At 46.6% G+C, this 15,225-nt stretch carries 10 protein-coding genes; 7 read left to right on the top strand and 3 right to left on the bottom strand.

Translation table 11 applies throughout. The features are described from left to right. Nucleotides 1–58: 58 nt before the first annotated feature. The 3 genes from IUA53_RS08470 to IUA53_RS08460 all read left to right on the top strand — a co-directional run bounded on the left by IUA53_RS08470 (nt 59) and on the right by IUA53_RS08460 (nt 2,913). On the top strand, nt 59–1,261 hold the full coding sequence (locus IUA53_RS08470) for an adenylate/guanylate cyclase domain-containing protein (protein ID WP_196899176.1): 1,203 nt from the start codon (nt 59–61) through the stop codon (nt 1,259–1,261). Nucleotides 1,262–1,326: 65 nt separating this feature from the next. Next, nucleotides 1,327–2,445, top strand: a complete 1,119-nt coding sequence (locus IUA53_RS08465; protein WP_044056960.1) for a JmjC domain-containing protein — start codon at nt 1,327–1,329, stop codon at nt 2,443–2,445. Between the two features lie 9 nt (nt 2,446–2,454). Next, a complete protein-coding gene (locus tag IUA53_RS08460; RefSeq protein WP_044056959.1) occupies nt 2,455–2,913 on the top strand; it encodes a GNAT family N-acetyltransferase in 459 nt (152 codons plus the stop codon). A gap of 69 nt (nt 2,914–2,982) precedes the next feature. On the opposite strand, the gene ydiJ is transcribed toward IUA53_RS08460, so the two are convergent. Next, nucleotides 2,983–6,024, bottom strand: a complete 3,042-nt coding sequence (gene ydiJ / locus IUA53_RS08455; RefSeq protein ID WP_196899174.1) for a D-2-hydroxyglutarate dehydrogenase YdiJ — start codon at nt 6,022–6,024, stop codon at nt 2,983–2,985. Between the two features lie 282 nt (nt 6,025–6,306). Here ydiJ and IUA53_RS08450 point away from each other — a divergent pair, with 282 nt between their 5' ends. From IUA53_RS08450 to IUA53_RS08440, 3 genes are all read left to right on the top strand, one after another. Then, complete coding sequence (locus IUA53_RS08450; protein WP_044056957.1) at nt 6,307–6,534, top strand: PGPGW domain-containing protein; 228 nt, start codon at nt 6,307–6,309, stop codon at nt 6,532–6,534. A 329-nt stretch (nt 6,535–6,863) separates the two neighbouring features. Next, nucleotides 6,864–7,382: a (2Fe-2S)-binding protein gene (locus IUA53_RS08445; RefSeq protein ID WP_044056956.1), complete on the top strand. Its 519-nt coding sequence runs from the start codon at nt 6,864–6,866 to the stop codon at nt 7,380–7,382. Beyond that, nucleotides 7,379–9,634 (top strand): xanthine dehydrogenase family protein molybdopterin-binding subunit, encoded by a 2,256-nt coding sequence (locus IUA53_RS08440; RefSeq protein ID WP_196899172.1) that lies wholly within the window; start codon nt 7,379–7,381, stop codon nt 9,632–9,634. The genes IUA53_RS08445 and IUA53_RS08440 overlap by 4 nt, the downstream gene beginning before the upstream one ends. A gap of 73 nt (nt 9,635–9,707) precedes the next feature. Here IUA53_RS08440 and ppsA read toward each other — a convergent pair whose 3' ends face one another. Continuing rightward, nucleotides 9,708–12,080, bottom strand: coding sequence for a phosphoenolpyruvate synthase (gene ppsA / locus IUA53_RS08435; protein WP_196899170.1), 2,373 nt, complete (start codon nt 12,078–12,080; stop codon nt 9,708–9,710). Between the two features lie 270 nt (nt 12,081–12,350). On the opposite strand from ppsA, the gene ppsR reads away from it, so the two are divergent. Next, on the top strand, nt 12,351–13,163 hold the full coding sequence (ppsR, locus tag IUA53_RS08430) for a posphoenolpyruvate synthetase regulatory kinase/phosphorylase PpsR (protein WP_044447183.1): 813 nt from the start codon (nt 12,351–12,353) through the stop codon (nt 13,161–13,163). A gap of 45 nt (nt 13,164–13,208) precedes the next feature. Here ppsR and IUA53_RS08425 read toward each other — a convergent pair whose 3' ends face one another. Beyond that, nucleotides 13,209–15,167: a tetratricopeptide repeat-containing sulfotransferase family protein gene (locus tag IUA53_RS08425; RefSeq protein WP_196899168.1), complete on the bottom strand. Its 1,959-nt coding sequence runs from the start codon at nt 15,165–15,167 to the stop codon at nt 13,209–13,211. Nucleotides 15,168–15,225 lie beyond the last annotated feature (58 nt).

The raw sequence follows: 15,225 nt of genomic DNA, 5'->3' as shown, positions 1-15,225 counted from the left end.
GGCTAACTGTCTTACTATAAAAAGCGCGGACTCAACCGCGCTTTTTTATGAGACAAGCATGGCCACTCACATCCACACAATAAAACTTAAGCCCTTATTAACCACCACCAGTTTGCTATTTTGTATGGGGCTATGCTTGCAACTTCCCCTACTTATCCGCTATGCCCCTCACCCTCTAGTTTGGCTTAATTTACTGGCGCATTTGCTTATCGCTTTGTTGGCTGTCCTATTTAGCCTTAACAAACAAATACCAATGGCAAGAACATGCTTACTCTTTGGATACTATTCTTACCTCGTGTTTGCCACATTACTGTGGTCGCAAGACGTTTATATTCAGCATTTTTTGTTGGTGGGCTGTTTGTGCTGCGCGTATTTTTTCCATTCGTTTGAACAGCGAGAACGCATGCTATGGGCACTGCTATATGCCGTTAGTTTTTGTACGTTAGACTTATATTTGAGCCACGCACTTGAAGGCTGGCTATTGGCGGTACGTAGGGGTAACAGTATTACCCTCACCCTAACCTGCGTTGCCGTGTCCATCGCAACCTATCGACACAATGCTAAACAGTGGTGGCAACTTAAAACCCAATACCAGCACGCCAAGTCATTGTTAATTCAGTCTACTCCGGCCATTCAGGTTTTATTTCATTCGCCCACAGGTGACCAGAACCGGCAACATTTCAATTTCTGCTGCGTGCTTTTTGCCGACGTAAAGGGCTATCAACAACTGGTTGCACGCCATGGCGAATTAAAGGTCATCGATACCTTAGACCGATTTTACGCAGCATTAGACAGTGTATCGCCAACGTATGACGTGTTTCCGCTCAAAACCAATGGCGACGAGTACATGGCAATATGTGGTATCGCCGGTAAGGCTAACGAAACAGACGAACTAAACACCGCTGCAACGTGCCAGTCCCAACATATCGCGAATATGCAAAACTTCGCCGTTTACGCGCAGAAACGGTTTCAAGTGATATGTCACCAACAACAATGGCCATGTTACTTGCGGTTAGGCATTGCCACTGGCGCAGTAACAGCAGGTATGCCAAATCGCCAACATGGCACATTCGATGTGTGGGGTAAAACGGTAAACTTGGCCGCCATGTTAGAGCAGGCTTGCGAAGGCAACGCTGTGCTACTTTGCCCTAGCAGTTATTCGTTATTACCTCTCCATCTTAAGCCTTGCTTCGAGCACACTCAGGTAGTATCGAAGATAGGTGTACTGAATGCGTACCGCCGTTTCATACCCCAAGCTTAAGTCTATGGTGGCAAGCCCGCTTTCTATGGCTCATAATACCCACCTTGTTTACTATAGGTTTTGCTATGCACACGTTCGATATTCAACACTTTCTTTCTCATTTTTGGCAACAGAAGCCAGTGGTGATCCGCGGCTTATTTTCTTCCTTTAACGATCCTATTGATGAGCACGACCTTGCTGGGTTGGCACAAGAAGAAGAGGTTGATAGCCGAATTATCCGTTACCTCGACGGTCAATGGGATGTTGAACAAGGGCCTATTAGTGATTTCACTCGCGCGTGTGTAGGCAGTTGGACTCTGCTTGTTCAAGGGGTAGACAGATACATACATGATGTAGCGCCCGTATTTGAACCTTTTCGCTTTTTGCCACACTGGCGCTTAGATGACTTAATGGTAAGTTTTGCCACTGAAGGCGCGGGCGTAGGTGCACATATCGATCAATACGATGTGTTTTTAGTGCAAGGTAAAGGGAGTAGGCGCTGGCGTGTAGGTGCCCCTGGCCATTATGAGGATATATTCCCCCACCCTAAATTAAAGCAAATACCGGGGTTTGAGCCAGTCATAGATGAAGTATTGCAACCCGGTGATGTGCTTTATATTCCCCCTGGGTGGCCCCACGATGGTGTCGCCCTTGAAGACTGCCTGACTTATTCGGTTGGTTTTAGAGCGCCTGATAGCCATCAACTGGCAGATAGTCTGTCGTTTATGTTGGAAACCGGTGAAGGCAATGACATGTACACTGATCCTAATCGTGCCCCCTCAGTGTTACCGGCTACGCTTACGCAAAAAGAGATAACGCAATTAAAGCAGCAACTCATCGCCTGTATTGAAAGTGACCATTTCACCCATGCCATGCTGGCGAGTTTAAGTGAACAAGGGTTGCCAGAATATCCCCCCGAAGAATTGTATACCCGTGACGATATTGAACAAGCCTTCCTAACCGGTGCGCCGCTGGCAAGTGCCCCTGGCGTGAGAGGAATGATGACAGATTTGCCACACGCTGACTATTTTTACGTTAACGGTGAAAGGTTTGATTTTCAGCCCGACGACAAGGCATGGGTGGAACTTTTGCTAAACTCCCACATAATTGACGTGAACATGCATGAAAAACCACCCAGTTTTGCTTTTTTAGAAACCTTAACTACACTCATTAATAAGGGCTACTGGGAATGGTTGGAAGCATAAATATTCACTATGTCGTTTACCATCGAAAACGTTGATTGGGAACGGAATCAAAGTCGACTTAAGGCACTACGGGAACATGTCTTCGTATTGGAGTGGCAATTGTCACCAGATAGCGAATTTGACGAGCGCGATAAAAACGCGTTCCATGTGCTGGTGGTAGCGGAAAACAATACGCCCATCGCCACCGGCAGATTAACCCAATGCGGCGAAATTGGCCGCATTGCAGTTAAGCGCAATCACCGCCACTTGAGTGTGTACCGCGCACTTTTCGCGGCACTCATTGATATCGCAAAAAAGCAGCGCCTCGCCACCCTTCGCGTTAACCTTTCTTTAGATAGTGTGTCTTATCACAGTCAACTAGGGTTTAAGCCCGACGGTAAGGTATTTATGGACGGCGGTATACCAAGGCAGCGTATGTGCTGCCCTGCTGAACGTTTTCCTTTGCCTGATGTATCCCAAATGCATTAACTGCATGTCAGCGTGAGGGGTTTCAATGCTAATCGCCAAACGCTGGCTTTTGCCATCCCCGATGTGTGCTTATTGTTGTAATACCGCAAGTAAACACTGTAGCGGATGACGAGGCTTAAACTGCTCTATTCTGGCAACCTGACTACGACAAGAATAGCCCGTGGCCATAATGGCGTCTTGCGGATACTGTTTAAGCGCTTGTTCCCAACTTAAACCATAAATCGCTAAAGACTTTTGTTTTTGCTCGGCTTCATGGCCGTATGTACCAGCCATACCACAACACCCTACCGCCACAATATCAATAGGCTGGCCTACTTTAGCAAAAATAGCCTGCCAGTCTTGTTCTGAGGCTGGCATTGCCGTTTTTTCAGTACAGTGACTTAGCAGAGCCAATGGCTGCTGTGCGCCTTTGCTTACATTAGCAAATGTTGAGTCTGGCACCATGGCTAGCCATTCATTCACGGTAAGCACATGAAAATCGCCACGGTCCTCGCCCAAGGTTTTCACATATTCATCACGGTAGCACAGCACTAAAGAGGCATCGACGCCCACCATGGGAATGTTAAGTGATGCCACTTCGTTTAGAAATTCAGCGGTATTTTTTGCTGTTTTTGCAAAGCGCGACAAAAAGCCTTTGACGTGTTCAGGTTTACCATTGGGCTTAAAGGGTAGCAACACTGGGGTAAAACCTAGCGTACTTACTAATGACACGTAGTCTTCCACCACGCTGGCATCATAAAAACTGGTAAAAGGGTCTTGCACTATCAATACTGTGTTTGCCTTTTGCGTTTCGCTTAGGCCACGTAAAGCATCATAGTTATATTGTGTTACCTTAGCTTCCACCCGCTGGGTTAACGGCGGTTGAGACAATATGGGTGTATCAACGTAACCCACCGTTTTCTCGATGGCGCGTTGCATCCAAGGTGCTTTCAAAAACACATTTACCAGGCCGGGCACTTTCGCCATCATCGGTGCCATACGCTCTATATTGGCAACAAGATAATCCTTGGCCGGGCGCATATATCTTTGATAATAAATAGACAAGAATGTGGCCCTAAATTCAGGCACATCTACTTTCACAGGGCATTGGCTGGAGCACGACTTACACGCCAAGCAACCGTTCATTGCATCTAGCACTTCATGGGAGAAATCATCTTGATTCTGTTTGTTACGGCTGTTTTGGAATCGCTGCCAAAACGAGGTATCAAATTGCTCAGCACTTAAGGCATGGGTGTCTACACCTTCTTTCCCCAATAAGCGGATCCACTCTCTAATTAACCCAGCCCTTCCCTTAGGGCTATGACGACGGTCACGAGTTACCTTGCTAGACGGGCACATGGGTGATGTGGTGTCGTAATTGAAGCACAGGCCGTTACCATTGCACTCCATGGCCGGCGCGAACGCCTGCTTAAAAGCCACAGGAATAGTTCTATCAAACGTAGCACGTTTGGTGTCACTGACTTTAACCAGCTCATCCTGACTATTTAAAGGCGTACAAATTTTACCGGGGTTCATTTTATTGAGCGGATCGAACGCGGTCTTAATTTTACGCAGTTCTGTGAACAAAGACTCTCCGAAAAAAGCGGGCCCGTATTCGCTTCGGTAACCTTTACCGTGCTCGCCCCACATGAGGCCACCGTATTTCGCGACTAACGCTACCACTTCATCAGAAATTTGATGCATGAGTTTTTCTTGTTCAACGTCGCATAAATCGAGTGCCGGGCGAACATGCAATACGCCCGCGTCAACATGGCCAAACATCCCATATTGAAGGCCATGGCTATCAAGAAGCGCTCTAAATGCCATTATAAAGTCGGCAAGGTTTTCAGGGGGAACCGCTGTGTCTTCGGCAAAGGCTATGGGCTTTTGTGCACCTTTGGTTTTCCCTAACAGCCCTACTGCCTTTTTACGCATAGCATAAATCCGACCTATATCGACTTTGTTAAACGTCACCTGATAACCAATGACGCCGCCTTCACCTGTTTCAGCGGCTTTGGTTAGCCTGGCTTCCAACTCTGCAATTCGGGCTTTTATCTCCCCTTCATCATTACTGTTATATTCCACCATGTTGAGGCCTAACATGTCTTTGTTAGGAATATCAGTGATGAGATCTGCAATGGAATGCCAAATAATGTCTGTCTTTGCTAGGTTAAGTACCTTTGAATCTACCGTTTCTACTGATGTCGCGTTGGCCGCCACCATCGCAGGCGCATGACGTAAAGCCGATTCAAAAGAGTCATATTTAATGTTCACTAAGGCTTTGTGCGTCGCAATTGGAGTCAGGGAAAGCTTGGCCTCTGCTACCATCGCTAAAGAGCCTTCCGAGCCCGCAATCAAACGGCTAACATCGATACTCTCATTAGCCTCATCATAAGCGTGTTCTAAATCGTAACCCGTTAAAAAGCGATTTAATCGTGGGAATTTTTCCACAATGGCTTGGCGCTTACCCACGCAAGTTTCAAGCACTTGAGAAAGAATACGGCCATAACCATCGGTATTTTCGGCGCGGGCTTTGGCTTCATCGACCGACATTGGCGACGTGTGGAGCACTTCACCATTGGCGAGTACCGAGGTTAGCCCTAACACGTGATCGCTGGTTTTTCCGTACACCAAAGAGCCTTGACCAGAGGCGTCAGTATTTATCATTCCGCCAACGGTAGCGCGATTACTCGTAGATAAATCTGGAGAAAAGAAAAAGCCGTGGGGGCGTAATGCATCGTTTAGGGCATCTTTGACCACCCCGGCTTGCACCCTCACCCATTGTTCTTCAACATTAATTTCTAGCACTTTATTCATATGGCGAGACACATCTACCACAATACCGTCGGTAAGACTTTGTCCGTTTGTGCCGGTACCGCCACCGCGGGCAGAAAAACGCACCAGAGGATGTGCTTTCACCAACTCGCCAATAAGCTTTAGGTCTTCAACACAGGTAGGAAAAACTACCGCCTGGGGAAGCTTCTGGTAAACCGAGTTGTCTGTAGCGACCGCCAGCCGACTGGCGTAACTGTATTCAATATCGCCTTTAAACGAAGATGCGGAAAGTGCGTTTATGTACGCTTGATAGTGTTCTAAAAGACTTTGCTGGGGCGCGACTCGTGGCAAACTCAATGCAATACAACCTCTGGGAAATGCGTAGATGGCTTAGTATAACCAAGCCGTGATTTTCCCTCTATACAATTAAACAATTTTCATGGGGTTTATTGCTATAAGCTAGTCCTATTTAGCACTTTCCAACAACCAACCTATTTGGCAGTGACGCTTTGAGATACCTGCGCCTGACAAATCCATACATTCTTTTACACTTTATTCATTGGCTTTTTCGGGTTTTTACTACACACTTTATGTTAATAACATGCTGCATTTGCAGATATCATTGAAAGGGATACAAGCATGAAGATTGTTCGGCTTACTCTAGGTGGGTTACTTTTTATTGCTGGCATCGTACTCACTCTACTGCCCGGTTCTATTTTACTCGTTATTAGTGGGTTAATGCTGCTAAGTTACGATTGGCCGCGAGCGCGAGGCTGGCTCAAGTATAGTCAAAGCACCATGTCGGTTGGCGCGAAAAAGCTCGACCGCTTCTTCTTATTGCGTAAGCTTAGTCGAAAAAAGTGTTAGGGTTTAACCCTTCATAATGGGCAGCCGTTTCCCCGTTGATGCGTGCTGCCAGTCACAACGTGTGACTCATCCTGTTGTCTTATCCTGCTTATCTATTGCCTATTCCTGCAAACGACTCAACTTTCCACCTTTTATAGTGCACTCTTTATCGCACGCGCCGCTAGATTAATCTTAACTTCATGTTCATTACCCTAATTCATGCTAACTTTTAGGCTAATGCTACAGCTGCATAAAATAAAAAACATGGCTGGCGCTTTATTTCGAACAGGCAAATACGTCATTTAGCCCGGGCTTAGTCCGGCAAAATGGCAAAAAATGGAGACTCAACCATGGTAACGTTTACCGTTAACGGTGAAACACGTGAATTTGCTGGCGACCCCACTACGCCCGTCCTTTGGTACTTACGCGACGAACTTAATTTAACTGGCCCTAAATTTGGCTGCGGCATGGCACAATGCGGTGCGTGTACCGTTCATATTGATGGCATGGCACAGCGTTCTTGTGTATTACCTCTTTCTGCGGTGGCAGGAAAAGCCATTACCACCATTGAAGGCCTAAGTGCCGATGGCGATCATCCCGTTCAGCAAGCTTGGGTTGAACACAAAGTGCCCCAGTGCGGCTTCTGTCAATGTGGCCAGATGATGCAAGCAGCCAGTTTATTATCCAGCAACCCAAATCCCAGTGACGAAGAAATTGTTCAAAATATGTCGGGCAATATTTGCCGTTGTGGTACCTACCCGCGTATACATAAAGCCATTAAATCGGCGGCAAAGTCGATGACAGTGAGCACATCGGGTAAATCAGGGGTGAATTACTTCACGCCTGACACCCTGGGAGAAGAAGCATGAGCCAGTATTTCGATATGAATCGACGTCGCTTCTTGAAAACCTCAGCCGCCGCTGGCGCACTGGTAATGGGCACCTACTTTATGGGCGCCGCGCCGCGGGTATTAGCCGGCGTATTGGCACAGCCTGCCAATGACACCAGACAAGCCAACCTTTTTGTTGCACTGCGCCCTGATGGTGTGGTTGAAGTAACGTGCCACCGTTCTGAAATGGGCCAGCAAATTCGTACCGCCATTGCGCAAATTGTGGCAGATGAGATGGAAGCCGATTGGAACATGGTAAAGGTTATCCAAGGCAAGGGCGACCCTAAGTACGGCGATCAAAACACTGACGGCTCACGTAGTATCCGCTACAACATGCAGCGCTTAAGAGAAATGGGCGCAAGTGTCCGCTATATGATGCAGCATGCGGCAGCAGCAAGATGGGGCGTTGCGCCTGATACTTGTTCCGCAGTGCAACATAAGGTTACCCATACCTCGGGTAAAACCCTGAGTTACAAAGAACTTGTTGCCGATGCGCTTACCTTTACGCCTCCAGTCTCAGAAGAAATCCCTCTGAAGGACAAAAGTGAATGGCGTTATATAAATACGGGTATGGCCCATATTGATTTGCACGATATTGTAACGGGTAAAGCAACCTTTGCCGCCGATGTACGTACACCTAGTGCTCTGGTGGCAGTGATTTTACGCCCACCAGTGGTTGGCGGCACCATTAAAAATGTAGACAGTGCCGCGGCAAAAGCCATTAAAGGCGTGATTGATGTGGTTGAAATTCCCGCGCCTAAGGGCGCTCTACAATTTCAACCCAAAGGCGGTGTAGCGGTTATAGCCAACAACACCTGGGCGGCTTGGCAAGGCCGTAAAGCACTCAAAGTAGAATGGAATGATGGTGCAAATGGCAGCTACAATTCTGACGCGTTCAAACAACAACTGTTAGACACGGTCAATAGTCCACAATCTCATGTTAGAGAAAAGGGGAATGCATTAGCACGGCTGAACAACGCCGATGATAAACTGATGGCCGATTATTATGTCCCCCATTTAGCTCAGGCGCCGATGGAGCCGCCCTGCGCCACTGCTCTTTTTAGCAACGGTGCCGTAGAAGTATGGGCAGCCACACAAAATCCACAGGCAGACATGGGCACGGTGGCAGCCATGCTGGGCATTGAGCAAGATAAGGTTACTGTGAACGTAACCTTATTAGGCGGTGGTTTTGGCCGTAAATCAAAACCCGACTTTTCTGCGGAAGCTGCTTATCTGTCAATGAAAACAGGCCAAGCCATTCGTGTGCAATGGACACGGGAAGATGACATTCAACATGGGTTTTATCACGCCGTATCTGCGCAGCATATTGAAGCCACATTAGACGAAAATGGCGCCATTGATGCTTATCTACATCGCACGGCATTTTCACCTATTGCCGGTTTATTTCAACCCGGCGCCAACGCCCCCATGAGCGGTGAACTTCGTCTTGGATTCACCGACAACCCCATTAATACGCCAAACTTAAAATTGGAAGTGGGTAATGCAGAGGCCAAAGTGCGGGTTGGCTGGATGCGCTCGGTATCTAATATTTTCCATGCGTTTGCCATACAGTCTTTTATTGCTGAGGCCGCTCATAAGGCGGGTGAGGATCAAAAAGACTATTTGCTGAAAACGATTGGACCAGACCGTATTGTGGATGTGACGGAACAAGGCGCAGAATACGATAACTACGGCGCCGACAAGGCAGATTATCCCCTAGATATTGGCCGTTTACGCCATGTTATTGAAAAAGTGTCCGCGATGGCTAAATGGGGACGTACGCTACCGAAAGGGCGAGGTTTGGGTATTGCTGCTCACCGCAGCTTCTTAACGTATGTTGCCACCGTGGTGGAAGTTGAAGTTTCTGAACAGGGCGACCTTAACATTATAAAGGCGTGGTCAGCCATTGATGCAGGCACAGTGGTCAACACTGACACAGTGAAAAATCAGGTTCAAGGGGGGTCAATATTTGGCTTAACCGCGGCGTTGAGTGACGGCATTACCTTTGACAATGGTCGAGCACAACAAAGTAACTTCCACAACTACCGAGTGCCACGTATGAGTGACGCCCCGCTAGAGGTAGACGTAGAAGTGATTGACAGTGATGCGCCTCCTGCCGGTGTAGGCGAGCCTGCTACGCCAGTTTTCGCGCCTGCTTTGTGTAACGCAATATTTGCGGCTTGTGGCAAGCGCATTAGGCAGTTGCCCATTGGCGATCAATTAAAGGCCTAGTCCTTTAACCCGTATAATAAAAAACCGCGCTCGATAGAGTATCGAGCGCGGTTTTTTTAGACATTAAGGTTAATTAATTATGCTTTTCAGCAAGATATAACCAGGTTTCTACTACCGTATCGGGGTTTAATGACACAGAGTCGATACCTTCTTCCACTAACCAGGCTGCAAAGTCTTCGTGATCCGATGGGCCTTGACCACAAATACCCACGTATTTACCGCGTTTCTTTGCCGCTCGGATGGCCATCGAAAGTAAGGCTTTAACGGCTTCATCACGTTCATCAAACAAATGTGCTATTAGCCCACTGTCACGGTCTAAACCCAGCGTTAATTGCGTTAAGTCGTTAGAGCCAATAGAGAATCCATCGAAGATATCTAAGAATTGGTCGGCTAACAGCGCATTCGACGGCAGCTCACACATCATGATGATACGAAGCCCTTTGTCCCCTTTCTTAAGCCCTTGCTCTTCTAGCAACTCAATAACTTTTCGCCCTTCTTCCAGCGTTCTCACGAAGGGGATCATTATCTCAACATTGGTTAGACCCATGTTGTTTCGCACCCGCTTAATAGCTTCACATTCTAAAGCGAAGCAGTCTCGGAAGTCTTCCGAAATATAGCGGCTAGCACCACGGAAACCCAGCATTGGGTTTTCTTCATCAGGCTCATACTGATAACCGCCCACCAAATTGAAATATTCGTTAGACTTAAAATCAGACATACGAACAATGACTTTTTCGGGGGCGAAAGCTGCGCCTATGGTTGAAATACCTTCAACCAGTTTTTCAATGTAGTATTCCGTTGGCGACGCATACCCTGCAATCATGTCGTTAATTTCATCTTTCAGCTCTTCGGGCTGGCTGTCGAAATTTAACAAGGCTTTGGGGTGCACACCTATCATTCGGTTGATAATGAACTCTAGACGCGCTAAGCCCACGCCAGCACTAGGCAAGCGTGCAAAATCGAATGCACGATCGGGGTTACCTACGTTCATCATCACTTTAAGCGGTAAGTCTGGCATGGCATCGATACGCGAGGTAACAACGTCAAACTCTAACTCATCGCCGTAGATGTACCCTGTATCGCCTTCAGCGCATGACACGGTAATTTTATCGCCAGTTTTAATATTGTCGGTGGCGTTACCGCAACCCACAACAGCAGGGATACCAAGTTCGCGGGCAATAATAGCCGCGTGACAAGTACGTCCACCACGGTTTGTTACGATGGCAGAAGCCTTTTTCATAATGGGCTCCCAATCAGGGTCGGTCATGTCGGTAACCAGCACATCGCCAACCTGAATTTTGTCCATTTCTTCAATGGAATCTAATACCTTGGCAACACCCGCTCCAATTTTATGACCAATGGCTCGGCCTTCTACCACCACGTTGCTTTGGCCTTTTAACTGAAAGCGTTCAATGCTTTGCGAGTCTTCACGGCTGCGTACGGTTTCTGGACGTGCCTGAACGATGTAAAGCTTACCGTCGACACCATCTTTCGCCCATTCAATGTCCATGGGGCGTGCATAGTGCTTTTCAATAATTTGAGCCTGCTTCGCTAGCTCCATAACTTCATCGTCGGTTAAAGAGAATGTTTTGCCTTCGGCGGCATCAATATCAACAATAGACACTTGCTTGCCGTGAGCTTGGTCGTCGGAGTACACCATTTTCACCAACTTGCTGCCTAAGTTGCGGCGTACAATGGCTGGTAACCCTTTATCAAGGGTAGGTTTGTGTACATAAAACTCATCCGGGTTGACCGCCCCCTGTACCACCATTTCGCCTAACCCATAAGAGCTGGTGATGAACACTACATCTTCAAAGCCCGACTCAGTGTCGATGGTGAACATAACCCCTGATGAGGCAATGTCACTGCGCACCATACGTTGAATGCCCGCAGATAACGCCACCCCTTTATGGTCGTAGCCTTGGTGGACACGGTACGAAATAGCGCGGTCGTTAAACAAAGACGCAAATACATGCTTAATGGCCACTAATACCGCTTCGTAACCTTTTACGTTTAGAAAGGTTTCTTGCTGCCCTGCAAATGAAGCATCAGGCATATCTTCCGCGGTGGCTGATGAACGAACAGCAAATGATGCTTCGTCGCCAGCATCGCCTTGTAGGGTAACAAAGGCGTCTTTTATAGCGTCTTCTAGTTGAGGTTGAAAAGGTGTGTCGATAATCCACTGGCGAATATTATTACCCGCCTCAGTCAGTGCGTTTATGTCATCAACGTCAAGAGAATCGAGTACGTCGTGGATTTTAGCTTCTAGCCCACTTTGCTCTAAAAACTCATTAAATGCCTCGGCGGTCGTTGCAAAGCCACCTGGCACCTGCACACCTGCGTTCGCTAGGTTTGAAATCATCTCACCTAATGATGCATTTTTGCCGCCCACGCGACCTACATCATGTATTCCCAGTTCTTGATACCAAAGTACGTATTCTTGCACAGCCCAAGCCTCCAGCTTTTTTGTGTAGGGTATGAGGTTAATTTCAGACCTTGTCTGTTTTATTGCCTGAAATAGAGTAATTTTTTCGTATTTACCAACCGTAAATATTACCGAACGCGCCTGCGTAAACTGCCCAAAACCATGTGGTTACCTACGACAGAAATAACAACGCAGTAGCTTTTCGACAAAATCATCTTAGAATGAGAAAAATCATAAAGTAAAACTTTTATTACTTTTGTAATTAAATTACGACATTGTTAAGGAATTGTTGTGCGCACAGCTTTTTATATTTCTGATGGTACTGCCATCACCGCCGAGGTGTTTGGCCACGCCCTGCTTTCCCTCTTCCCTGTAGAATTCAATCACAACACCATTCCATTTGTTGAAACTGAGGAACACGCACAAAAGGTGTTAGAGAAAATATCTGAAAGTTTTCAAGATACCGGAGAACGCCCGCTCGTTTTTTATACAATTGTGAATGTAGATGTGCGCAAGATTATCTCGAAATCTGTGGGAATTAATTATAATTTTCTCGATCAATTCGTTGCTCCACTGGAAAAAGTGCTTGGCGTGCCCTCAAAACCAGAAAAACATCGCACCCATAGCATTCATGAAACCACCTACGATATTCGAATTGAAGCAGTAAATTACGCTCTTGCTAATGACGATGGTAGTAATTTAAAAGATTATGATGAGGCCGATATTATTCTTACCGGGGTATCTCGGTCGGGTAAAACCCCCACTAGCCTGTATTTGGCCCTGCAGTTTGGCATCAAAGCCGCAAATTACCCGTTTACTGAAGATGATATGGGAGACATGCTAAAACTCCCCCCAGCCCTTCGCCGTTACAAACATAAACTCTTTGGTTTAACCATTGCCGCAGAGAGGCTGCACCAGATACGTTCTGAGCGCCGCGCTAACAGTAAGTATGCGTCCATTCAACAATGTAGAATGGAACTTCGAGAGGTAGAGAACTTATATCGAAAGGAAAAAATCCCGTTTCTCAATAGTACCAAATACTCCATAGAGGAAATTTCTGCAAAAATTCTCGCAGAAACAGGGTTAAAACGTAGAAAATACTAAACAGGCAGTGAAGGCTATTCGAAAGTGAATAGCCTTCGTATTGCGTTATTCACCTACAATGGCTTTCAAATCCTCCAGGTAAGCTTCAAAGGGTTTCCATTGTTGCATGCCGGTTTTATAAATAGGCTGACGCACCTGTTCAGAGCTTGGGGTTTTAATGACCCTTTTCGTCTGATAGAACGACAAACATTCGGGTTCAAACGGTAAGCCGCAGAACGCCAGAATGTGACGTACCTGCCCTTCTAAATCGTGCAGCACATCTTCATGCTGTACGGTAAGAATGAAATCCGGCAGCACTGCATGCCAATGATCCATTAGCTTTTCATACGCACGATAATAGCGCCCTATGTCGGTAAGCGAATAACTAAATTCCTGACCTTCACCAAATAGTTGCTTGAAGCCACTGAAACAGCAATCCATAGGGTTTCGCCTAGCATCAATAATTTTCGCATTAGGAAGAATGCGTTTTATAAGCCCTATATGCACAAAGTTATTTGGCATTTTATCAATGAAAAATGGCGCATTTTGTCGATAAGCTTGGGTTTGCGACAAGTATTGCTCGCCTAATGCGATACATTCTTCGTCTGTTAAATCTGCAAGGTTGTATGGATAGGCCTTCTTTTTATTACTTAAACTCGACGCAATACTTAAAATATCATGTAGTTCCATGGTGCCATCTACCATAGAGTGTGAGGCCAATATCTGCTCTAACAAGGTAGAACCCGCACGAGGCAAGCCCACAATAAATATGGGGTCGGGAGCATCGCAGCCAGAAAATTCATTCATTAATGCTTCATCGCAGGCCTCTGCTTGCGCCTCTAGCGCCGCTTCGGTGCGTGCTATGTCAAAAGGTAACGTGCGTTTTTTAAGGCTGTTTCCTCGACAGTAATACTCAAATGACTTACTTGCTTGTGCCCTATCTTCAAACCCTTTACCCAAAGCAAAACAAAGATGAATAGCATCCTCTAACTGGGTGTTTGATGCTTGCAACTGCAACTCCATTTGCGCCAGCATTTCATCACTAAAGGTATAGGTTTTCGTGTTAGCTAGGCTCCAATAAGCATCACCAAAGCTCTTGTTGTGTTTGGCCGCCGTTTCATAAGCCACAATGGCGTCGTTAGTGTCGCCTTTCGCTTTTAATGCGTGACCAAGGGAAACCCACATTGATGGGCGATCAGGGTTTTCTTCTAACACGCTATGGTAAATATCTATTGCTTCATCTAATTGACCTACGCCAACTAACGCATGGGCCAGGCTTCCTTTAATGGCATTATTGTTAGGGGCATTGGCGAGTCGCCTGCGTGCCACTTCTACCGCTTTAGGAAATTTCCCCAATTTAGATAATAAACCTTGGTAGGCCGCTCCCGCCCTTTCGTTTTCGGGGTAAAGTTCACAGCAACTTTCTAATAGAAACTCCGCATCACTATAAACCTTCAGCTGAACGCCAATTTCTGCAAGCAGCATCATGGCCTCTGGGTGATGTTTGTGCTGGGATAAAAACCGCCTACAAACCTGCTCTGCCGTGCTGAGTTGCTTTTCATACATTAAGTCGTATGCCCCTAAAATTGGGCTAGGAAGACTGTGTAAGTATGCAAGTTGGCTTTCGGCTAGTTGCTGTGCCGCTTTGTCATTGTGGTGTTGGTAAATAACCAATAGTTTTTTCCAGCTACTCACCAAAGCAGGGTTAAAGTGGGTAGCATTAAAAAATGCAGTGGCCGCGTCTTGAGATTGGTTCAGTGCTTCATAGTTATAGGCTAACTCTTGATAAGCTCGGCCATGGTCTGGTCTCAAAGACAATAAAGTATCTATGTGAGAACGCGCTTCTTGATGTTGACCAGTTAACCTGCTGGTAACAGCCGCTAAGTAAAGAACGTCTACCTGTTGTGCTTGGGTGAGTTGCTGTGACAATAACTGCTGAATGCTGGCGTTTGCTTGCGTTAACTGTGAACGCTGCAGTGCGAGCTTAACGGATTGAATATGTTGTTGAATATCTTGTGATGTCATAGCCTACATTACAATGTGAAAAAGAACCTATAGGAAAGCGCTTTACAGTATGGTGAAG

It is taken from the genome of Alteromonas sp. B31-7 (assembly GCF_015767655.1).
GTDB classification, from domain to species: Bacteria; Pseudomonadota; Gammaproteobacteria; order Enterobacterales; family Alteromonadaceae; genus Alteromonas; species Alteromonas australica.
This window is presented reverse-complemented; position numbering and strand designations above follow the sequence as displayed.